The organism is Paenibacillus vortex V453, assembly GCF_000193415.1.
GTDB classification, from domain to species: Bacteria; Bacillota; Bacilli; order Paenibacillales; family Paenibacillaceae; genus Paenibacillus_AQ; species Paenibacillus_AQ glucanolyticus.
In genome coordinates this window covers 13,538-35,841 of the sequence record NZ_ADHJ01000012.1, presented here as the reverse complement: position 1 = coordinate 35,841, position 22,304 = coordinate 13,538, and the positions used below count along the sequence as shown (strand labels likewise).

Genomic DNA, 22,304 nt, shown 5'->3' with positions numbered 1-22,304 from the left:
TTATCCAGCTGCTTACACAGGCACTCCTTATGCGGCATGCCCTTCCGCAGTATCACCTTGCTCTGTACGAGTAGGCTTCGTATAGTTCAACCCGTTAAATATCAGGTTCAGCACGATTGCTGTCAAGCTGCCTGCAACAATGCCGTTATCTGCAAGAATACGGATGCTGTCCGGCAAATTAGCGAAGAGATCCGGTACAGTCGTCACGCCAAGTCCCATACCCACAGAACAAGCAATGATGAACAGGTTCTCATGACGGTTCAAGTCAACCTGATCCCCCAGCATGCGAATACCGGAAGATACAACCATTCCGAACAATGCAACCTATGGCCCCACCGAGCACAGAAGGAGGTACCAGTTGAGTCAAAGCCGCAATTTTCGGAACAAACCCGATCAGGATCAACAGACTGCCTGCTACAACAATCACGTCCCGTGTCTTCACGCGACTCATCTGGATCAAACCAACGTTTTGAGAGTAAGTGGTGTAAGGGAACGAGTTGAAAATACCACCTACCACAATAGCGATTCCTTCTGCACGGTAACCGCGCGAAAGATCTTTGGAGGTAATATCTCGGTCTACGATTTTGCCAAGCGCCATAAATACACCCGTGGATTCCGCCACACTGACAATCGCCACGAGAATCATCGTTACGATCGGAACGATTTTAAACTCCGGAGTTCCAAAATAGAATGGCTGCGGAGCACGGAACCATCCCGCTTCACGCAGTGGCGTCAGATCCAGGCCCCCGAACATAGCAGCAGCAATGGTACCGATAATCAGACCAAGGAGGACGGAGATGGAACGCCAGAACCCTTTTGCAAAACGGTTCATAATAATAATGAAAACCAGCACACCAAAGCCAAGGCTAAGGTTCAGCATACTGCCAAATTCTTCGCCGGCATTCGCACCGCCCCCTAGATCCGTCAAAGCAACAGGTATCAGCGTCAAACCAATGATGGTTACAACAGAGCCTGTAACGACAGGCGGAAACACCTTAATCAGCTTGCCAAACAGACCGGAGAACAGAATTACAAATAAACCGGAAGCAATGATCGCTCCGTAGATAGCCGACATCCCGTGCTGCTGTCCGATAATGATCATCGGACCCACCGCCTGAAAGGCACAGCCCAGCATGACCGGCAAGCCGATGCCGAAATACTTGTTGCCGAACACCTGCAGCAGAGTTGCCACCCCGCATGCAAGCAGGTCGATGGCGATCAAATACGTCAGCTGCTCCGTCGTTAAACCGAGCGCCCCGCCAACGATAAGCGGTACGATAATAGCCCCTGCGTACATTGCCAATACATGCTGCAGACCCAGTGAAAAGGTTTTACCCGGATTCCGATTCTTATCAAAGATCGGATCTTGCACCGCTTGTTTCTGCTGTTCCATGACTTCTTAATTCCTCCCAATAAATTGTAGGCTTGGTTCTATGCGAATGTCACTACACCATCATCAAGTGATGCAATACGTACAAGCGATTCGACCCGGTAACCCGCTTCAGCCAGCAATCGCCCTCCGGGTTGGAACGCTTTTTCGATGACGATACCGATGCCTGCCACTTCAGCTCCCGCCTGCTCAACGATGCGCGCAAGTCCAAATGCTGCCTCCCCATTCGCAAGGAAATCGTCCACGATCAGCACTTTATCGCCAGGCTTGATAAATTTCTTCGCTACCGTAATTTCATTCGTTTCCTGCTTGGTGAAGGAGTACACTTTCTCCACGAATATATCCTCACGGAGCGTCAGCGACTTCTGCTTCCGTGCAAAGATGAGAGGCACTTCCATCTCAAGCGCGGTCATAATACCGGGTGCGATGCCGGAGGATTCGATGGTCAATACACGCGTCACATTCGCTTCCTTGAACAACCGTGTAAATTCCTTTCCAACCTCTTTCATCAATACCGGATCCATCTGGTGATTCAGGAACGAATCCACCTTCAGTACCTGTCCGCTTAATACAATGCCTTCCTCTTTCACTTTGTTCTGCAGTAATTGCATGATGCTCCCCCTTAAATTTTGTTCACATTCCAAGCAAGAAAAGCCCACTTCCTCCTCTCACCGAAACGCCGGGAAAGAAACAAGTGGGCATAAGCAACAAAAACGCACCGTTAGCCAACCGGTCCATTGACCTGGCTTGTCCGCTGCTGCTGCCATAACCCGTAGTCCAATCATTTCCGGTGATCGGGTAGAAACATGCAGGCCTATTCCTGCACCTATACGAGAAAAGTATGATATCCAAATATCTTAGAATGCTTACGTGTAAATGTTGAATTTCCGAATGAATGAAGTATAACGCATTCCGTATGAAAAAATAAAGTGAAAATTTACGGAAATTAAAAACGTACGCTTCCTGAACTGCAACCTGCAAATGAAAAAGCCACCCCCGGGCGGCTTCCTCAACAGCTTTTCTGCTGCGGTCATTTATTCAAAGGTAACATGGATCTGTACGATCTCGGAACGAGAGCCCAGCCGAATCGGCGGTCCCCAGAATCCATAGCCTGAAGAAACGATGGAATGCATCTGTCCTTTTTGCAGGTACCCCCAATCATTCTCGAACAAGGCCTGGGTAATCAAATGTGCCGGGAAGACTTGCCCGCGATGCGTGTGGCCGGAAACGGTCAAATCAACGCCCTGCTCCTGAGCCTCGCCCAGCGCATTGGGCTGATGATCCAGCAGAAAGACAGGCTTGGACAAGTCCGCACCCTCCATGATCGAGGATAACGCAGCTCGGTCCTGATCCTGTTTGTCACGCCTGCCTACAAGCGTTATGCCCTCCACCGTCTGCTTCTCATCATACAATACGGTCATGCCACTCTGTTCAAGCGCCTCGATCAACTCCGGAATTTCCCCTTCGAAGCGATCATGGTTCCCTAGCGATGCATACACACCGTAAGGTGCCTGGATGCCAGTCAGAATCTGATCAATGCCTTGGTGCAAGTACGCATCCAGATCGTCATCAATAATATCGCCCGGGAATAACACCATATCGGGCTTCAGGTCATTGATTTCCTTCACCATTCGCTCGGCATGGGCCTTGCCTGACAGTACGCCGAAGTGCATGTCGGATGCCATGACGATATTCAGCTGCTGAAGTGCGCCGGCGTCCTTGGCTACGTGAATGTTGTAAGCCCGCACCACTGGACTATATGCATTAAAGGAGCCAAAGCCAATCAGAATGACCATCAACAAAAGTACGATGGAACCAGCAACCTTCTCCATGCCGTCTCTCCGCAAGGCCGTCATTCTCAGCAGCCATAACGTGATATGCATCAACGGTAGCAGAACGATCAACACATAGAATATAGCCATCCAGTAGGAGCCGATAATATTCAGCACCGTAAGGTTACCGAGAAACCGTCCGGATATAAACGATGTCGATACCACGGTCAGCACGGCAATATACACCATTTTGAGCGCAAGGGAGGGGCCGGGTTTCATCCAGCTCCATACGCTTCGCCCGATATAATAAACCAATAAGCCATAAATTATAATCGCTACAATTCCTACAAAAATAAACATCGTCATCCCCTTCCGTAACATCCATTATAACAAGTGGATTTTATAAATCCCAGCGGACGCCGCGGAAGGGGGGATTTCCGATCTATTTAGTTGGGGTACTGATGATGAATGACCCGTATTTTGCAGTTATAGACCTGTTCTTTGCTTAGGGAGCAGCTCATTCAGAAGCGACTTAAGATTGCGATCTTCCGTATACCGCTCTTGACCCAGATCCAGCTCGTTCACCCGGATATACGTATAGGTTTCGGCACTATTCTCCGGTCTAAACAGCAGCTCGTCATGGGGAGTCAGGCACCACCTCGGTATTCCATTTCTATGAAACATGTCGAGCAGCTGCTGGCCTGTAGGACTCTTGCCTTTATCAACAAAAATCAATCCCCGCAGCTTCTTAGGCCCTTCCTTGTGTCCGACTGTAAAATGAACGATGCATTCCATGCTCATTCATCCCCCTTCTCTTGGTTGTCGTGGTTGTCGTGGTTGTCGAATAAATCCGTCTCTCTCATGATCTCCTGTCATCTCAACCTTCATTCTAAAACCCATACCGAATCTTAAGCAAATAAACGCCAAGAACCTTCCCGGCGTTCATATCCTAATATGTCTACTTCATTGTATGATAAAATATGATAGCCATCTGTGAGAAAAGTCACTTCTGGTCAACTGAATATCGCAGGCCTTTGCTCAGGCTGTGTTGCGGCTGGCTTCGTCTACGATTTCTGTGGCGTCCACTTCCAGTTCCTCCAACACATCCGAATGTGTCGAAGTGATGCTCTCCTCCGTGGATTCAAGGTCTGCTTCTGCATTCAGATACTGGCTTTGAATGAGGCCAAAATGATCTCCATAGCGCTCTTCCAGCTGTTCGCCCATATCCTGTTCAAGCTGGAACAAGACCATCTCCTGGGTAAAATGATGCAGCAGCAGCTCTGCCATTACCGGATGCTCCGTGATCACGGCCCCTGTATCATAATCTCCTCCGCGCATGCCGAGTATGCACCATTGCCGGTCTACCACAAACGAAAATTTCCGGCCGCCCCCTCGGCGCTCCGCAAGGCCGTTCCATCCTGACCATGCCAGCGTTCTAGAGAGCCCCTGGTCAGGTCCGTCACAGGCCCACAGAACCTTGACTCCGCGCGCTTCGGCCTCAGCTAGCGGTTCGCGCAGAAGTGCGGCTTCCTCACGCCATACGTCAACTACAATCTCTCGCTGGGCCCGCTTTAATTCCCGGGCTAGAACATCCAGCACGGCTTGGTCGCCTTCCATGCTAAGGAAGGGAGCTGCCGTTCCGCTGCCCCGCGGCAGGCTCTTCTCCACAAAAGCCAGTGATGCTTCCACGCGCCCGGATATCATCCGCGTCAATTCCTCCGGCTTCAGCGAACGGTAACGAACAGGTTCTCCGCTCATACGCTCCAGTGCCCCCTGCCGCTCCAGGCGCTGCATGGCTGCATATACGTTAGAGCGCGAGGCTCCCAGGCGTTTAGCGACCTCATAACCACCCGCAGGCCCATACTCGGCCAGGTCCACCATAATCTTCGATTCAATCTCCGTAAATCCCAAATTGCGCAGATGATGCAGCAATTGTTCCATAATATTAGTCCTCCCATAGATGCTCGAACGCTTGCTCATTCATATATAAAAGTCTTCTCTCGCGCGCAAGGGCATGATTGTCCGATCCCTACATCTTAAATCTGTTCAGCGCCGCAGCGCGGGCACCATTTGGAACCCTTTGGCAGGTCGACACTGCAGATTTGACATTTCACCATATCGCGGGTTTCCTCATCGTCGCCTACATAGTCCTGACTTTGGTTATTCTCCTGCCAGAAGCGTATCCTGCGATCAAGCTCCAGCTGTCTCTCCCGCTCACGCTCAAGCTCCTCCCAGTGACGGCGCTCCTTCTCCTGCTCTTCCTGCTCCAAGCGCAGCTGATCTCCATCTACCTCCGGTTCAGACAACTCGATATCCTCAAGCTCACGTCCACGATCGCGATCATGTTCCGGCTCTGGCTCCGACTCATACGAATCGACCTCGTATGGATCCGGATTCTGACGGTATTCATAGGAATGAAGCTCTTCCCGTTCCTGTTGTTCTTCGGCAGCTGCATATTCATGATCATCAAACAACATGCTCTTGCGCTCCTGCTGCTCTTTAGGTTCTTCCGGAGCCGATTCTTCCGGATTCATCAGATTAGCAAGCTTGTTCCCGCAATAAGGACAGAAATTGGCATCCAGCGCAACGACCCGGCCGCATTCGCAGACACGCTCATTCTTGAGCACCGCAATCCGGTTCCGGATCGCTTCGATTTGTTCCTGCAAACCATCGCAGGTCTGGGCGAGCTCCACCATTTCCTTTTCCGCGATGGTCATATCCTGCAAGCGGTAGCCTTCATAGAAAACTTTACCCATCTGCAAGTAATAGGAACTCCGCTGTTGTTCAATTTCCGCAATTTGGCTGTTCAGTTTATTCACTTCCACCACGTGCTGGGCTTTTTCAGTTGCACGATTGGCACCATCTTTTAGCTTTTGCAAAATATTCATTCATGAATCCTCCTCTTTCGCATATCCCGAGTCTTTCGACAATCGTCGGCTCATTGCCATATCTCTTCATTATGGTTATAAACGATTTGTAGTTAGCCATAAACCGGGCTATCCCATGTTTCTATGCAGTTCACAGACTGAACCTCAAGCCATCATATGATCTCTTATCGTCCAGTATACTGCCGTCATGGTTATACTATCATACCAAATTCCATGCCTCATGTGAAAAAGGAAGGGCCTTCCAATCCTCTCTCTTGATTCATCCACGTCCTGAACGTGTATATGATTAGAAAAATGCACCGCACCCTAAAGGATACAACTTGCCTCTTAGCCACACCCTATTTCCGTGCAGCGCATGCTGCCGAAGTCTGGAGGGATATTATTATGACAAACGATAAGAAGACCTATTATGTTTCAGTCAATCACAACCTGATCCAGGATGTGCCGAACGATTCGAATGAATATGTTGTATATATGGATGATGAAGAGGTTTCGAAGCTGCGGGGGCTGCTCCATGAGGTCAGCAGCAGTGACCGGTACGCTTTTAAACGCACCTTTGTCCCTTATAAATCAGCAGATCATGATGACGCCGCGGAGGAATACGATGAACGAACGATAAACCTCTATATCTTTCTCCATGAACATGGGGATGAAACCACTCGCAAAACCATCGAGGATATGAACATCATAGGCAAGCTGAAGGATACCGGTTACGATGATCCTGGTTACGAAGACTCGCCACTGAATAAATAGCCGTTAAAATCCACTCAACACGAATGAATCCCGGAGCAGCCGCTCCGGGATTCATTCACGTAACAAGAACATTGCCCGGCCTTCCTCAGGTCCTGTTCTACTTTATAGATTTGCAGGGCGGGGGACAAGGATAAAAAGTCCCGTTTATCCTACGACTATTAGCACAGCTTACAGTTTAATGTTCGCCTCATCGAAGTATTCCTCCAGCGTCAAGCCGCTATCGGCGATGTCAGGCGCCAAGTCCTTGCCAACATAACGAATATGCCACGGCTCGTACACATAGCCCGTAATGTCCTCGGCCCCGTCCGGATATCGGATGATATATCCGAATTCAGGCGCGCGGCGTGCCAGCCATTGGCCTTCCTCCGTATGTCCGAATGCTTCCTCCAGCGCATTGCCTGCGCTTGGACTGGACACATCAATGGTTAGACCCGTTTGATGCTCGCTCGTACCTGGCACTGCGCTAACACGGTTAGCCTCTGCCTCCCCTTTGGTACGAACGTTATTCTCATATATTGTTTTCTGACGGTCATAAGAACGGTATCCCGATACGGCGCGAAGCTCAATACCGTCCGCTTTGGCTGCATCGAACAATTCTTCGAGTGCATCCGCCGCTTCTTTTCTCAGGTTCCGCTTCTCATGCGGCTCATCAAAAGAAAATGGAACATTCGGCTCCACGAGATCACTGGGTTCATAACCATCCGGCAGGCTGCGCTGTTTATTCACAACCACCGTCACGGCCTCCGCATTCGTTACGACTTGCTTGCCATTGCTCTCCTGAATGGTGGCCTGAAGTGCATTCTCGCTGCGCTTCGCCATCACCGGATCTGCTGGCTGATTCTCAGGCGATGTCTCTCCGTCACCCGAGCCGCCTTCAGGAAGCGTATTTCCTTCCTGACCTTCCGCAGGCGATTGCAGCTCCTGCCCCTGCTCCTTGCCGGAACCCGCATCATCCGATTGACACCCCGCCAGAATGGCCCCTGTCAACAGCAGCGATGACAGCATCACGCTTGTAAATCGTATTCCTCTTCCCGAAAATGCATTCATCTCTGCTTCTTCCTTTCCCACAGTTTGTCCTGACTTCATTGTACCTTATCGGGAATCAGCGGGACAAACGAGCGGCTGGCGAATCATGGCGGATATACTCCGATTATGTCAGTTATACAGCAGCTTATCGCGTTTTACGGCGCCATCCTCAGCAAATCCCATCCAAATTTATGATGGATTCCCCAGCTAAGGCAACCTCAAACTGCGGCGCTTCTGCTCGGCTTGCTTGGCCGCCCCGCGGGCGATCAGGCCGAGCGCCTTGGAAGCGCCGCGGACGCCGGGCAGCAAGCTTGTCCAGTCCCCGACTGGGCCAAGCTGATCTGCCGGAGGCGGCGGTGACAGCTGCACCGCCAGCTCGCCAAGCTGAGGGCCGGGCCGGTGCAGCCGGCCCTCGGCCGCGGCTTCGGCCACCCATTCGCCGGGAGAAGGGCCAGACGGTCCCTTCTCCTTCGCGCGCGTGGCCGTGTCTGCGGCAGAGCCGCCTGCCGGCGGAGCTGCTTTGGCCCAGGCAGCGAAGACGCCGGCCAGCAGCGCTTCCCGCGGCAGCCCCAGCAGCGTCAGCTGCTGGAGCGGCTCTGCCGCGATGTGCGACGCTGCGGCAGCCAGCAAGGCCGCAGCGTGCCCGCATGCCGACTGGCCGCAGGTGCAGTCGGCAGCAGCGGCGAGCGCGGCGCCCGGCAATGGCGAAGGTGCCAGCTCATCGAGCCAAGGGGCACCTTTGCCTGCGAGCAGGCGGTACAGTGCCTGCGGGTCTTCCTGAAGATAGGCCAGCACCGCCTCACGCGCAGCAGCGTCCAGCATTTTTACATGAAGGCTGACTTCGCAGTCCCCCGGTGATTCTTCGGCTCGCTTCACCTTACCCTTGAGCAGCCCCGGTTCGAACACCAGCTCCATCGGTTCGGATGCTCCTATCGGTTCCATAGCCCACACCTCCTGCAGCCCATCCTTATACTTCAACAGGCTGATTATTACGCTCTATTTAATCCAGGTTACATCCAATCCTGCTCCTGCAGCTCAATAAGCTGGCGGAGCTCGCCGTCTGACATTTCCGTCAGCCACGTTTCTCCTGATCCGACAACCTGTTCGGACAATGCCTTCTTCTGTTCAATCAGTTCATCGATGCGTTCCTCCAGCGTTCCTTGAGAAATCAGCTTATGCACCTGCACATTGCGATGCTGACCGATCCGGAATACACGGTCCGTTGCCTGATTCTCAACCGCCGGGTTCCACCATCGATCATAGTGGAGCACATGATTCGCACGGGTCAAATTCAAACCGACACCGCCGGCCTTCAGCGACAGAACAAAAAACTACCGGTCCTTCGCCTCGCCTGAAATGCCCGGACCATCTCATCCCGTTCGCGTTTGGGTACCCCTCCATGAAGAAAATACGGTCGTTTCCCGTATTTGCGACCAAGCATGCTGACCAGCAGCTCCCCCATACCAACATACTGGGTAAAAATCAGCGCCGATTCGCCGACATCTGAGATGCTGTCGAGAATCTCGAGCATGCGTTCCATCTTGCCGGAGGACTCTGCGCGTACCGCGCGGCCTTCATCCCGTCGAAGCAGCTGCGGATGATCACATATCTGCTTCAGCTTGGTGAGGGATGAGAGCACAAGCCCCTTGCGGGCCATGCCCGTCCGGCTCTCGATCTGCCCCATCATGTCATCGACGACCGCTTGATACATCGCACCCTGAACCTCGGTCAGCGGACAATATGATTTCAATTCGAGCTTCTCCGGCAGATCCTTGCGAATATCCGGATCACTTTTCAGTCTGCGCAGCATAAATGGAGAAACGAGTTTGTGAAGTTCACGGAATTTCTCCTGCTGTCCCTCGCCCGGCGCATAGCGCTGACGAAAGTTGTTAAACGATCCCAAATACCCCGGATTAAGAAAATGGAATATGGACCACAGTTCGGCCAACCGATTTTCCACCGGCGTTCCCGTCATCGCTATGCGATGAGGTGCAGACAATTTCATGACACTCTGTGCCTGCTTCGTACGATAATTCTTAATATATTGAGCTTCATCAAGCACCACACTCGACCACTGGATTGCGGATAAATCACTGCCGTCCCGGCCCGCCAAATGATACGTGGTCAGCACGACATCATGATCAGCTGCCTCCTTCAGGAAGTCTTCCCCGCGCAGACGGCGGACGCCATGGTGCACATGCAAGGTGAGACCGGGGGCGAACCGCTGAATTTCCCGCTGCCAATTACCCAAGAGCGAAGTCGGACATATGATCAGCACCGGACCGCCTGCGGATTCGGTTTGAAGACGCTCAAGCAGGCAGGTAATGACCTGAACCGTTTTTCCAAGTCCCATATCATCCGCGAGGCAAACCCCGAATCCCAAATCGCGCATCACGCTAAGCCACTGATATCCCCGCTCCTGATACGGTCTTAATTCCCCGTGCAGCGAGGAAGGAATCGGCCGGGAAGGCAGCTTGCGAACCGTATCTCCATCCAACAAGGATGAGAGCAGTCCTGTCGTCTCCACTTCCTCGATGAACAAGCCCTTCCACAGGCGTTCCCCATCCATATCTGCGCTAAGATGCATCCATTCTGCAAGCTCCATCTCGCCCTTCTCATGGCGTTTCATGAAGCGTAACACCTGATGGATTTCCTTCAGATCGACCTCGACCCATTCACCGCGAAACTCCACATAAGGCAGATTCTGTTCGGCAAGAGACTTCAATTCTTCCCGTGTGAGGGATTGACCTCCCATCGCCGCCGATATCTGAAAGCTGACCAGATGTTCCATGCCCAGCACAGGCAGGGGATGCGCTTCGCCAGGCAGCCTGGCCTCGGGCATCATTTTGAGAGATAAGCCGACGCGGCGCCGGCCTTCCCGGCTCCAGCGAGACGGCATTTGAACCGTGATACCGCTTGCCGTTAGCTTGGGAACCGACTCCTTCATAAACGTGGACAAGCGCTCGAGCGTAAGTGTTACGCTATCCGGAGCGCGTCCATACAAGCCTTCGGCCAGCTCAGGCGCCAGCTCTGCGGCTTCTCCCAGCTTCATTAACAGCTGGAGCTGAATCGAAGTATACATACGGCCGCGGATCACTTGATCCGGCTCCGGGTTCCCCCAGATGCTGCGAACAGGCATTAATAAACCTTCATCCTCCTGGCTGCGTACCCAGAAGGAAACCTTCCAGTCCTTCCGGCTGTCTTCGAGCGGCGGCTCGAGCCGGAGTCCAAGCGCGAACGTTCCGTTCTCGGGAGTCTGCCCCTCCCCTGTAGGGTAAGGGAACGCCGTTCCCTCAACACGTTCCACTGCTTCCTCCAGTTCACTGACTTCCTCCGCCGTGCCTTGAATGGGAATATCCCGGCTGACCGTCAGCAGACCGTTCCACCACAGCTCAGCCAGTGGAGATTGTCCCCGCCGGTAGTTCGCCAGATAGGTCCGCAGCTTATCCTCCGAATCCTGGACAGCGACTCTGGCCTGGCTGTCGATGATTCCGCACAGGAAGGAATACAGCACAATGGCCCCTGCTTCCTCCCGGGTAGATGGATCGCTCCCGGCAAGAGCAGCTGGCGTCCCAATCCCGATGGGCGGAATATTCGCCGCAAGCAACAAAAAGCGCGAAGTATCCTCCGCAGACAGCTGCGGCTTCCATACCGCTTTTATATTCTGCATCGTTGTCCGGCGCCTTCCTGCTGAAGGCACCTCCGCTGTACCCGGTGCAAACTTCCCTTGCAGGAGCAGCTCCAATGCAAACCTGCTGGCTTGTACCCAATACTCCATCTCTTCACCGATAGTCAGACCCTGAGCCTGATAGTACTCGGTGTCCAGTGAGAGAAGCATCTGAAATGCGTCTCCCGGTGTGAGTGCGAGCCCTTCCATTGTCCGTCCGCCAAGCGTCTTCCGTTCCGGACGCCGCGTGCTTTTCGATCCGAGGACTTTGGACGGATATCTGAGCTCGGCAAGCCGGAGGGAAGCGTTAGCAAAGGGACGGGTTCCATCCGGTCTGTGAAAGGTACGGACCACGCGGCTCCATGCATCCACTCTGGGCTCCGAAGTCTCACCGGAAAAACAAAAGAATACGTCACCTAACCATACGCCATAGAGCGGTTGATTCATCGTTGTCTCCCGTCTTTTCCTGCTTTATAGATATTATTACTATCTTATACGATAGCTGCATAATTTCAAAACGATCAGGAATTTTACTTACTCTAAAATAACATCATCCTTTATCATACCATGTATTGGCTATTGCGTTGTGATCTATGTATTGCAGAATTCTTCTATTATATAGGTTCAGGAAATATCCTAATTATATAAGTTTGTGAAAGATCCGCCTTCTTATACAGTACAGATACCCTCATCATCAAAAGGCAGGATTTCGAATCGCGGGTAATTTTATGCGACCCCTTTTGCCTGACACTCGTATGTAGATCATACTTTTTCAATTTTGGGAGGTTATTCATATGAGCAGTGTTGCTGGTGTCGGCATATTCGGTATCGGAGCTATGCTGGTAATGTTATTATTCTTCGTTCTTCACATTGTCATCTGCGTATGGGGTTACAACGATGCCCGTCGGAAAGGCCGCAGCCCGGAGTTTGCGCTCCTGGTTGTGCTCGGATTACTGTTCTTCCCCGTTGTTGGTTTAATTATTTATTTACTGATTCGAAATCATTATTAACAATGCCACTTGATGACTTGGTTGGTGATAGCTCCCCGCGCTTCCACCCTACCTGATCTGGCCCTGCTCATTGGCTGTTAAGCTCTCAGATAGACGTAAGCTGCAACGGACCAAGAAGACGTTAATTCGTGAATAATAGCTCTCGTGAAATTCTAGCGGACTTAAGCGACGTTATTCCGGGTAAAAAGCGGCGTTTGAAGAGGAAAACAACACATTAACAGCTACTGAGTCCGTTAGAGCTTAAAAAAAGCCCAAAAGGGTGAAATAACGGCTAGGTGGTCCGTTAGCGTGGAAGCAAACCAAGGTGATGGAATAAGCCCTGCTAGATATCACCGTAGCGTGGAAGCACACCAAGGTGATGGAATAAGCCCGGCTAGATAGCACCGTAGCGTGGAAGCACACCAAAGGGATGGAATATGCCCTGCTAGATAGCACCGTAGCGTGGAAGCACACCAAAGGGATGGAATATTCTCTGCTAGATAGCACCGTAGCGTGGAAGCACACTAAAGGGATGGAATATGCTCAGCTTGATAGCACCTAAAAGTGGAAACAAGCAAAGCGATGGATTAACCCACCAGACAGTCCGTTAGTGTAGACTGCTTTTTAACTTCCACTACTGCGCACGCATGATCCTCTGCCCGTCAGTCAATGCGAGGGTCTTCATTCTTAATCAGATGCTGCTCGCTCGAATGAAACTTGATTACACATGCCATTGTGCTCAATAACCGAGCCCCGGGCTCAGGAATAGCCCCATTGTTACTCTAATTTTCATTCCCTCATATGCCGCTATTGGTGCAATCTTGTCCTTGACGCGTTTATTTTAGTTTTCTTCGCATCCAAAAACCAAAAAAAGGCGTTGCAGGGCTAAGCCCTGCAACGCCTTTTCAATGGATTTAACCCTCAATGACACAAGGTCATCGTCATTATTACTTCGCTTTCAGGCTTTCCCACGATTTCTGAATGCCTTCAAACAATTGATTCTTGTCCACATTGCCAGCTACGTATCCTTGCATCTGGCTTCCGAACTCATTCATGCCGCCATCCGGGAATTTATTGAACTCCCAGCTGAGGGCTTTGTTCTCTTGGCTGTATTTCATCACATCGTTACCCAGGTCGCCAAGCGTCTCGCTGTTCGCTTCAATGCTTGTCAGTGCCGGAATGAATTTGAATTCTTCCGTAATGTAACGTTTACCTGTCTCGGAAGTCACGAGCCAGTTCAAGAATTCTTTGGCTTCATCCTTCACTTTGGACTTATTGTTCACTACCCAGTTGTTCGGCACGCCGATTGGGAGTTTATCGTTCTCTTCCGCATTATCGTTGATTGGCATTGGCAGAAGGCCAATGTTCAGATCCGGGTTGATTCCGTCGATTTGCACTTGCGTCCAGTTCCCGTTCTGCGTCATCGCTGCTTCGCCACTGGCAAAGGTTGTGATCTCTGTATTGTAGTCCGTTGTCAACGGGTTCTTCTGCCCATACTGAATCGTCAGGTCGAACAGACGCATCCATTCGTCGAATTTCGCGTTGCCTACCAGCTTCTCCGTACCTTCATTCAATCCTTTAACAAAAGCATTAGGATCTGGCTGATGCGCAAACGGAATGTTCAGCAAGTGGTTTGCCAAGATCCATGTTTCCTGGTAACCATTGGCGAATGGAGTAATGCCAGCCGCTTGCAGTTTTTTAGCCGCTTCCTCAAGCTCGGTAATGGTCTTAGGAAGCTCGGTGATTCCTGCTTTTTCAAACAGATCTTTGTTGTAGATGAACCCGTAACCCTCGATGGTCATGGGTTGACCGTACAATTTGCCGTCTTTGGTCATCGGCTCTTTAGCCACGTCAACAACGTCTTTCACCCACGGCTGATCCGACAAGTCTTCCACGTTCTCGAACCAAGTCTCAAGATCGCGGTATCCGCCTACGTTGAAAATGTCCGGCTCATCGCCAGAAGCGAATTTGGCCTTCAGTGCTGCACCATAGTCGGAGCCGCCGCCAACCGTTTGAATGTCCAGCTTGATGCCGGGATGCTCTTTCTCATACTCGGCCTTCAGCTTGTTCAGAGCCTCGGCTATTTCTACTTTGAATTGGAAGATCTTAATCGTTTTTGTTCCACCCTCAGTTCCGCCTTCAGCGCCTTGATTCTCCTCTTTGTTGCCTCCGCACGCTGCAAGAAGCGTGGAGAAAGCCAGAACCATGACCAGGAGCAGCTTACTGTATTTCTTCATTGGTGAATCCTCCCTTTTGTCTTCTCTAATCAATTGGTTTACATCGCTTGATGATAGCGTTTACTTTTTCAGTATAATCAACCTTTTTTCGTAAGATCAGGTATTATATTGATCTATCAGGGGGAAGGAATTGACCGATTGACTCCCGCTTATCCCTTCACCGCTCCCTGCGTGATTCCCTCAATGATGTATTTCTGCATAGCCAGGAAGAAGATAATGACCGGCATGATCCCCAGCACAAGCGCCGGAAGCGCCAAATCCCACTGCTTTGTATATTGCCCAAAAAATGCGAAAGTAGCAATCGGAATGGTCCGGAGCTCCGCGGACTGCAGAATCAGGGATGGAAGCAGGTAGTCATTCCAAATCCACAAGGTATTCAGAATGATGACTGTAACAAACATCGGTTTCATCAACGGAAACACAACCCGGAAGAATACCCCATAGCCGCTCGCTCCATCCACCGTTGCGGCTTCTTCAATCTCTACGGGGATCGACTTCACAAATCCATGGAACAGGAAGACACTCAGCGGGACCCCGAATCCAAGGTAACAGATAATCAAGCCGTACAAGCTGTTATTAATGCCGAGCGTAGCCGTCACTTTCACGAGCGGGATCATGATCGACTGGAATGGAATAACCATGGCTGCAACAAACAAGGCAAACATGAGCTGATTAAAACGCGTGTTGCGGCGCACCATTTGATACGCAGTCATCGCGCTTAACATCGCCAGCAGCAGGTTGCTTACAACCGTAACGACCAGCGAGTTCCAGAAGGCCAGCGGAAAGTTAGTAATGTTCCATGCCCGTGAATAGTTACTCCATTCAAACGCGGTCGGAAGACCCGCGGAATCCGTCAACAACTCGCCAAAGGTTTTGACGGAGTTCACAAACAGGAAGTAGAACGGGACCAGGAAGAGCAGTGCCACGATGATCATAATGATCTCGGTGGCCAAGGTGTTCAGCCGGTATTTTTTCATAGTCTCCATTAAGCCTCAACCTCCTTGCTCTTGGTGAATCGAACCTGCAGACTCGTGATGATGGCAACCACGATGAAGAAGATGACCGCCTTCGCCGTTCCGAGTCCGAGACGGTTATTCGTGTATGCCTCGTTGTAAATATTCATGGCCACCGACTCCGTAGAGCCAAACGGTCCGCCCTTCGTTAGGGAAAGGTTCAGGTCAAACATCTTGAATGACCAGGAAATCGCCAGGAACAAACATACGGTAACAGCTGGCATCACCAGTGGTATAATGATCGATCGCAGCACTTGTCCTCTGCTTGCGCCATCAATCTCGGCAGCCTCCAGAATATCCTTGGGCACGTTGTTGAGCGAGGAAATGTAGATAACCATCAGATAGCCCGCCGTCTGCCATACGAAAACGATTACAATTGCCCAGAACGCAGTTCCTTTTGTTCCGAGCCATGGCAGGTTGAAGAATCCAAGATTCGTGGCATTACCGATAGCGGCAAACCCTTTTACAAAAATAAACTGCCAGATGAAACCAAGCAGCAAGCCGCCGATTACGTTAGGCATAAAGAAAATCGTCCGCAGCACATTCCGTGTCTTTAGCGGTTTGGTCAGGAAATACGCAAGTAAAAATCCGAGCAGATTCGTAAGGATGACACCCAGCACCGTAAATCGGGTAGTGAACCAGAAGGCATCACGGAATTTATCATCATTGGTAAAAATGGTAACAAAGTTATCAAAGCCGACCCAGTCGATTTTGCTTGACACGCCATTCCAGTTCGTGAAGGAATAATAAAGCCCCAGCAGGAATGGAATGATCATGATCAGGATGAAAAAAATAGTGGAGGGTCCCACGAAAAGAAACTGCTGAAGCAGCGCCGAAGATTTTTTTCGATTCATCCCTTGATCTCCCCTTTTCGTTAAGTTTGTTGTATGATGTATAGCCATTATGCGGTAACCTGTTAACAATAAACACGGAGAATCATGAACCGTTAGGTGTAAAATATTGACCATACGCGCTTATGCCCATTCGATCATATTCGATAATCCAGAGGTGATCCATCATGAAATATCGCAGCATCCAGACCCGTCTTATCCAGTTCATGCTTGCAGTCACAACCATTCCCCTCCTGCTGTCGCTCTTCATCACGTTTACGCATACACGTGAATCAGTGAAGGAACAGACGGTGAATGAAAATGTTCGGCTGATTTATCAAGGAGCTACCAACCTGATGAACTATTTACGCGGCATTGACCGGGCATCGCTCTCTGTATATTCCGATCCCCATTTTCTGCGCAACCTTGCCCTAGACCCCGATAATTACCGGGTAATTGCCGAGCTGTACGCAACCTTGCAGGCTATCCAAACTGGCACACAGGACGTCCATCAGATTTACCTTCATAACGATTTGACGGGACAGTCCACCCAAATATCAAGCAACCTGCCTCGCAGGGAATTTCGGCAGGCTCCTTACCGCACCATAGAGCAATTTGGTCAAGGCAATACCGCCATCGAGCCTGTACATCAGGTGCACAGTTACGGGTTTCCGCCGCGGCCCGCGGATATCCTGGATTTTGAGGTCATTACCTTCTATCGATCCATAACCAACGTACCGTCACCCGACCAATATGCCCTCATGGCCATTGATGTGAAACTTGACAGTATTTTGGCCATTTGCGATCAACTGTATGCTAAAGAAGAAGAACAGTTATACTTGATTGATGACAATGGCAGCATCATATATAGTCCAGATCCGGCACAAAGAGGCCAATATTTGAACGATCCGGAGCTGATGAATGTAATCGCTCAAGCGGACAAGGGATATTATGACGGCAACGATGCGATGATCATCTATGAAAAGCTTGATCTGCCTTATGCTCCCTGGACACTGGTGAAGCAGATTCCACACCAGACCCTGTACAAGAACTCAACGGAATTAACAAGCATCAACGCGATTATTGCAATATTCGCGCTATTGATTGTCATATTCGGTACGTTATGGATTTCTATTCGAATTACCAAGCCCATCAAGCAGCTCACAAGTTATATGAATCAAGTAAAAACAGGGCGGCTTGACGTGAATATCGATGTGACAAGCCCGGATGAGATCGGTGTTCTTTCCCGCCGCTTCCGGAACATGATGGATACTATCAACAACCTGATCCTTCGTGAATACAGACTGGAGATCGCCAATAAAACCAATCAGCTGAAAGCACTGCAGGCCCAGATTGATCCGCATTTTCTCTATAATTCGCTTCAATCCATCGGCACCTTGGCACTGCAGCATAATGTACCGCGAATTTATTCCCTGCTCTCTTCGCTGGCGAACATCATGCGTTATAACATGCGCAACAGCGAAGCCAAAGTAACATTGCAGGATGAAATCAATCATGTACGGCTCTATCTCGAGCTGCAGAAGCAGCGGTTCCGGGATCAACTGGAAGTCATATGGGAGCTTGATCCAGAGAGCCTTACAGCTCCGGTTCCAAAAATGATCCTGCAGCCGATTGTGGAGAATTATTTCAAACACGGCATGAATACCCATGCCGGGGTCGGCCTCGTATCGATTTCTTCCCGTATATCGGAGGATAGCCGCTTAATCGTTGTGATCGAAAATAACGGTTCCTCGATCGATGAGGAGGAGCTTGCCTTGATTCGGAGCAAACTCGCCGCCGCTTACGATCACTATGATCGTAACGACAACGGGAACGATTCTATCGGGCTGTTGAATGTGTTGATGCGATTGAATCTCTACACCAACAACAATGCTGAATTAATAATAGAGAACGCGTTGCCACACGGCGTCATTGTTACGCTCAATATCAACGCATGGGAGAGTGAACAGTAGAATGAGAGTATTGATTGTAGATGACGAGCAGCATGTACGGGAAGCGATCGGGCTTCTGGCTGACTGGGAGCGGCATGGTATAACCGAAATCGATCAGGCCGCTGACGGCGAGGAAGCCGTGAGATTAATTGAGCAGACCAGCCCGCAAATTGTTATGACCGACATGCGAATGCCCCGTAAAAACGGACTGGAACTTCTGACCTGGCTGCATAGAACCAAACCGGACATCAAGGTGCTTGTCATTAGCGGCTATGACGATTTTGAATATGTACGACATACGATTCGCTCCGGAGGCATTGACTATATCCTGAAGCCCGTGGAGCCGGACAGCTTGAACGAGGCGTTAAGCAAAGCGGTGCATACCTGGCAGCTAGAGGAAGAGAAACGGCAGCGCATCACCACTCAAAATATTGAAATGAATCAGATGACCCCGTTCTATATGGACCGCCTGCTTTCGGATCTCGTGAGCGGATACGGGAACAGGGAAAGCGTTGTCTCCCAATTACGGAACCGGATTAGGCTGCCCGAGGCCGGTACTGTATGCAATGTAGCGGTGCTCAGCGATGTTCAATTTGACGAAGCCTTGCTGTCGAAATTTCGCAACAGGCGGCACCTGCTCTCTTTCACGCTTATCAATATCTGCAATGAGCTGCTGAAGGATCAGGGGGTTGCCTTCAGACACAGCGATAAGCCCGGCGAAATTATCCTGCTCTGCTGGCATCCGAGGCTTCCCTTCAACGACCTGCTGGGGAGGATTAATGACGGCTTTTTCTCTACCCTTCGCAGGCGCTGCCATTTCGGTGCGGCGGAAGCAAGCGCCTTTCCCAATGATCTCCCGAAGGCTTATCAAAATGCCGTCCAAGCCTTGTTCAGCCGCAATCTGCTGACGGGAACATGCCGAATACACCGTGAACGCGCCGTCGACAGCGAAGGCTCACGGACGCTGCGGCTCTCTTCCTATGAGGAGAAGTTCAAGCTGGCCGCTCTTAGCGGAAGCAAGGAACGCATGGAAGCTGCCACGGAGGAATGGCTGCAGGATGTACGCGATCGGGATCTTGTATCCCCGGAGCATCTGCTCCGGTGGAATTCGGAATGGGACTGGATACAGTATCACTGGACAGAGAGTGAGGTGAAAAGCACGCAGGAGCCTATCGAAGACGCTGAAATCTCGCAGGATCTTCCATCCGCTCTGCCCTTTAGCGAGGAAGGAATGATCTGCTGGGATCGCTGGCGTGAACAGATCAGCGGCAGGCTGCATGCGGCATCCAGGGTGCTTACCCAGATCCATTCAAAGGATAACCATATCATCCATGACATCGCCCACTATCTGGAGCATCACTATCACGAGGAGATCTCGCTGCAGCAAATCGCGGGGAGATTCTTTCTGAGCAGGGAATACATTTCGCGCAAATTCAAACAGGAATTTGGCGTAACGCTATCCGATTTTCTCGGTCGGATTCGCATCAACAAAGCCAAGACGCTGCTGCTTAACCCCCAAATCCGGATTGCTCAAATCGCGGAGATGGTCGGTTATCAGGATGAGAAATATTTCAGTAAAGTGTTTAAAAAAATGGAAGGCTTCACGCCGAACGAATACCGTAAGAAGCATATGAATTAACGAGTTGCCTGCTGCCTCTCTCGGGAGGCACTGGCTCGATATCGATTCTTTTGGGTATATTCTATATATTCCAGACTGATACCAGGAGGAGATCGTATGTACCGCAACAATCCATACCGCTGGTGGAATCTTCTGTTTTTTGCCGGGGTTATCACCATGAATGTGTTATCGGGAATTCTGCCGCTTGGCGGCAGAACAACCGGGGAAATATCGGATATGTATTATACGGCGATCACTCCCGCGGGTTATGCCTTTACGATATGGTCCGTCATCTATGTGCTGCTGCTCTTTTTTGTCATCTACCAGCTGCGCCGTGATACCGGAACCCGGGATACTGTCAGATCCATCGGACCATGGTTTATACTAAGCTGCGTCTTCAATATGGCATGGCTGGTATTGTGGCATTATCTGTATATCGAGTGGTCTGTCATTGTGATGTTATTGCTGCTGTTAACCTTATGGGTACTCTATGTCCGCACGCACTCCATAAGCTATCCAGCAACAGGGGAGAAGCTGTTTCTCCAATTACCGTTCAGCCTTTATATCGGATGGGTGTGTCCTGCCTTTATCGTGAATGTTGCAATCGTGATTCAGAAGAATGGCTGGAGCTTTCTGGGTCTGAATGAGACCCCCTTGGGGATTGTCCTGCTCTGTATCGGGGCTCTGCTCGCCATTCTCATCGGCCTCCGTTACCGTGACAGTATCGTACCGATGGTCTTTACGTGGGCATATATCGCCATTGCAGCCGAGCATCGGGAGACGGACGCCATCTTGATGACAGCCTTTATCCTTTCTGTTGTCTTGTTCGTATATGCCGTATGGCTCTTCTTTACACGAAACCGGAGAAGGTCACGGTATTAAGTGAACCCCCTCGCTAAGCAGTTAAAGCGTCTTGCTACCAATAAATCGAGGGTAAGTGTCATAACTTGGGTTGAATTGATCAAGCCAAGGGGATTCCATTTCGAGAGACCTATTCAAGCGATCTTAGAATTTCTCCAATAATCCCCTTGGATTGATGAACACCGGAATCGATGTTTGTCATAATGATGCTGCCCTTGCCTTGATACGGCTTCGCTGTCAACAGGCATTGGAATCCCCGCACCCCTAACCAAGTGACGATATTTCAACTTCCTGCTCACTCCCATCCAGAAAAACTCCAAGCCCTGTCCAGTCTCTGCCACCTTGAGGAGTAATCCATTCTTTTGCCTTGCCCTCAGAAATCCCTAGTATACTCTTGCTCTTCAACGAATTCATCAATTCGATCACCAGAACGGCCAGATCGGCTGGCGTGGTCCAAAGCCCTGAAGCTGCTGGGTATGGATACATGGGGTACTTGCCTTCAACTAATCTCCCGTTTTTGTGGTGACCGCATGACAGCTGTCCATTCATTGATTTGTAGGAAGACGGATTCATTTTACTGTTTCTGATATGTAACGGAGCAAATATAAGTTCATCTAACAGTACCTGAAACGGCTTTCCAGATACGTCCTCTATTACTTGTTGGATGATGCAGAAACCTGTATCGGAGTAAGCAAATTCACTACCAGGCTCATACGTGACATTAATAGCTTCTCTGCAATAGGCTGACCTTCCCTCTAACAGCTCCACCATTGAAGGTGAACACTGTACGGAATTCCACACGCCAAAACTATCTTCAGGATCCAAGATCCCTGATTGATGACTGAGTAATGTTCGAAGGGTCACTTTATAATGTTGCGTACATTCGCTCTCAGGAACCTTCCAGGAAGAGAGTTTAACATTAACATCTTCATCTATATCCACAATTCCTTGATCAGCCAACTTCAACACGAGCATGGATGTAACAAATTTACTAATGGAGCAAGCGTTAAACATAGAATGGCTAGTTACCCTGCGATCGGTTCCCGCTTCCAGAATACCGTAACCTTCCGTCATACGAATGTGACCCTCTTGAATTCTTGCCATACTCAATCCTGTCACCTGATATCGTTCCATCCATTCACGTATATTCCTGTTGATATCAGACCCCATTCCCATGGTATTCCCCCGTTCCATCTATCCTTTTACTAGATTCCTATCCATTATAGAACATATGTTCCTTAAAATCAATATTAATGGGAATTAATTCATAAAACCAAACAAATAGGAGCTCTGCCAAGGTAGGCAGAG

The 22,304-nt window shown here is 50.4% G+C and carries 17 protein-coding genes, 2 pseudogenes and 1 riboswitch; of the genes and pseudogenes, 5 read left to right on the top strand and 14 right to left on the bottom strand.

Annotated elements, in window-relative coordinates; all coding sequences use genetic code 11:
- Nucleotides 1-27: 27 nt before the first annotated feature.
- The 6 genes and pseudogenes from PVOR_RS05335 to PVOR_RS05310 all read right to left on the bottom strand — a co-directional run bounded on the left by PVOR_RS05335 (nucleotide 28) and on the right by PVOR_RS05310 (nucleotide 6,050).
- Nucleotides 28-1,393 (bottom strand): annotated as a pseudogene (locus PVOR_RS05335) (nucleobase:cation symporter-2 family protein).
- Between the two features lie 38 nt (nucleotides 1,394-1,431).
- Nucleotides 1,432-2,001, bottom strand: coding sequence for a xanthine phosphoribosyltransferase (locus tag PVOR_RS05330; RefSeq protein ID WP_006208073.1), 570 nt, complete (start codon nucleotides 1,999-2,001; stop codon nucleotides 1,432-1,434).
- Nucleotides 2,002-2,143: 142 nt separating this feature from the next.
- A riboswitch (purine riboswitch) is annotated at nucleotides 2,144-2,244 on the bottom strand.
- Nucleotides 2,245-2,424: 180 nt separating this feature from the next.
- Entirely contained in the window at nucleotides 2,425-3,522 is a 1,098-nt protein-coding gene (locus tag PVOR_RS05325) for a metallophosphoesterase (RefSeq protein WP_006208072.1), read from the bottom strand.
- A 126-nt stretch (nucleotides 3,523-3,648) separates the two neighbouring features.
- Nucleotides 3,649-3,957: a hypothetical protein gene (locus PVOR_RS05320; protein WP_200860820.1), complete on the bottom strand. Its 309-nt coding sequence runs from the start codon at nucleotides 3,955-3,957 to the stop codon at nucleotides 3,649-3,651.
- Between the two features lie 243 nt (nucleotides 3,958-4,200).
- Nucleotides 4,201-5,103, bottom strand: coding sequence for a TrmB family transcriptional regulator (locus PVOR_RS05315; RefSeq protein WP_006208070.1), 903 nt, complete (start codon nucleotides 5,101-5,103; stop codon nucleotides 4,201-4,203).
- Between the two features lie 95 nt (nucleotides 5,104-5,198).
- On the bottom strand, nucleotides 5,199-6,050 hold the full coding sequence (locus PVOR_RS05310) for a zinc ribbon domain-containing protein (RefSeq protein ID WP_006208069.1): 852 nt from the start codon (nucleotides 6,048-6,050) through the stop codon (nucleotides 5,199-5,201).
- Between the two features lie 384 nt (nucleotides 6,051-6,434).
- On the opposite strand from PVOR_RS05310, the gene PVOR_RS05305 reads away from it, so the two are divergent.
- Nucleotides 6,435-6,803, top strand: coding sequence for a hypothetical protein (locus tag PVOR_RS05305; RefSeq protein WP_006208068.1), 369 nt, complete (start codon nucleotides 6,435-6,437; stop codon nucleotides 6,801-6,803).
- Nucleotides 6,804-6,971: 168 nt separating this feature from the next.
- Here PVOR_RS05305 and PVOR_RS05300 read toward each other — a convergent pair whose 3' ends face one another.
- The 4 genes from PVOR_RS05300 to PVOR_RS05285 all read right to left on the bottom strand — a co-directional run bounded on the left by PVOR_RS05300 (nucleotide 6,972) and on the right by PVOR_RS05285 (nucleotide 11,943).
- Nucleotides 6,972-7,850 (bottom strand): M15 family metallopeptidase, encoded by an 879-nt coding sequence (locus tag PVOR_RS05300; RefSeq protein ID WP_006208067.1) that lies wholly within the window; start codon nucleotides 7,848-7,850, stop codon nucleotides 6,972-6,974.
- Between the two features lie 186 nt (nucleotides 7,851-8,036).
- On the bottom strand, nucleotides 8,037-8,771 hold the full coding sequence (locus PVOR_RS05295; RefSeq protein WP_006208066.1) for a hypothetical protein: 735 nt from the start codon (nucleotides 8,769-8,771) through the stop codon (nucleotides 8,037-8,039).
- Between the two features lie 68 nt (nucleotides 8,772-8,839).
- Complete coding sequence (locus tag PVOR_RS32750; protein WP_006208065.1) at nucleotides 8,840-9,124, bottom strand: helicase-related protein; 285 nt, start codon at nucleotides 9,122-9,124, stop codon at nucleotides 8,840-8,842.
- Nucleotides 9,125-9,141: 17 nt separating this feature from the next.
- The gene (locus PVOR_RS05285) at nucleotides 9,142-11,943 is read right to left on the bottom strand and encodes a DEAD/DEAH box helicase (RefSeq protein WP_006208064.1); all 2,802 of its coding nucleotides are present in this window, start codon (nucleotides 11,941-11,943) and stop codon (nucleotides 9,142-9,144) included.
- A gap of 347 nt (nucleotides 11,944-12,290) precedes the next feature.
- On the opposite strand from PVOR_RS05285, the gene PVOR_RS05280 reads away from it, so the two are divergent.
- Nucleotides 12,291-12,506: a hypothetical protein gene (locus PVOR_RS05280; protein WP_006208063.1), complete on the top strand. Its 216-nt coding sequence runs from the start codon at nucleotides 12,291-12,293 to the stop codon at nucleotides 12,504-12,506.
- A 926-nt stretch (nucleotides 12,507-13,432) separates the two neighbouring features.
- Here the strand turns inward: PVOR_RS05280 and PVOR_RS05275 are convergent.
- The 3 genes from PVOR_RS05275 to PVOR_RS05265 form a co-directional block, all read right to left on the bottom strand.
- Nucleotides 13,433-14,722, bottom strand: coding sequence for an ABC transporter substrate-binding protein (locus PVOR_RS05275; protein WP_006208061.1), 1,290 nt, complete (start codon nucleotides 14,720-14,722; stop codon nucleotides 13,433-13,435).
- A 149-nt stretch (nucleotides 14,723-14,871) separates the two neighbouring features.
- On the bottom strand, nucleotides 14,872-15,708 hold the full coding sequence (locus PVOR_RS05270) for a carbohydrate ABC transporter permease (RefSeq protein WP_006208060.1): 837 nt from the start codon (nucleotides 15,706-15,708) through the stop codon (nucleotides 14,872-14,874).
- Entirely contained in the window at nucleotides 15,708-16,589 is an 882-nt protein-coding gene (locus tag PVOR_RS05265; protein WP_006208059.1) for a carbohydrate ABC transporter permease, read from the bottom strand. The genes PVOR_RS05270 and PVOR_RS05265 overlap by 1 nt, the downstream gene beginning before the upstream one ends.
- A 164-nt stretch (nucleotides 16,590-16,753) precedes the next feature.
- Between PVOR_RS05265 and PVOR_RS05260 the strand changes: the two genes are divergently transcribed.
- The 3 genes from PVOR_RS05260 to PVOR_RS05250 all read left to right on the top strand — a co-directional run bounded on the left by PVOR_RS05260 (nucleotide 16,754) and on the right by PVOR_RS05250 (nucleotide 21,017).
- Nucleotides 16,754-18,538: a sensor histidine kinase gene (locus tag PVOR_RS05260; protein WP_006208058.1), complete on the top strand. Its 1,785-nt coding sequence runs from the start codon at nucleotides 16,754-16,756 to the stop codon at nucleotides 18,536-18,538.
- Nucleotide 18,539: 1 nt separating this feature from the next.
- Nucleotides 18,540-20,156 (top strand): response regulator, encoded by a 1,617-nt coding sequence (locus PVOR_RS05255; protein WP_006208057.1) that lies wholly within the window; start codon nucleotides 18,540-18,542, stop codon nucleotides 20,154-20,156.
- A gap of 96 nt (nucleotides 20,157-20,252) precedes the next feature.
- Entirely contained in the window at nucleotides 20,253-21,017 is a 765-nt protein-coding gene (locus PVOR_RS05250) for a hypothetical protein (protein WP_006208056.1), read from the top strand.
- Nucleotides 21,018-21,126: 109 nt separating this feature from the next.
- Here the strand turns inward: PVOR_RS05250 and PVOR_RS29060 are convergent.
- A pseudogene (locus PVOR_RS29060) lies at nucleotides 21,127-22,166 on the bottom strand (serine hydrolase domain-containing protein).
- Nucleotides 22,167-22,304: the final 138 nt, after the last annotated feature.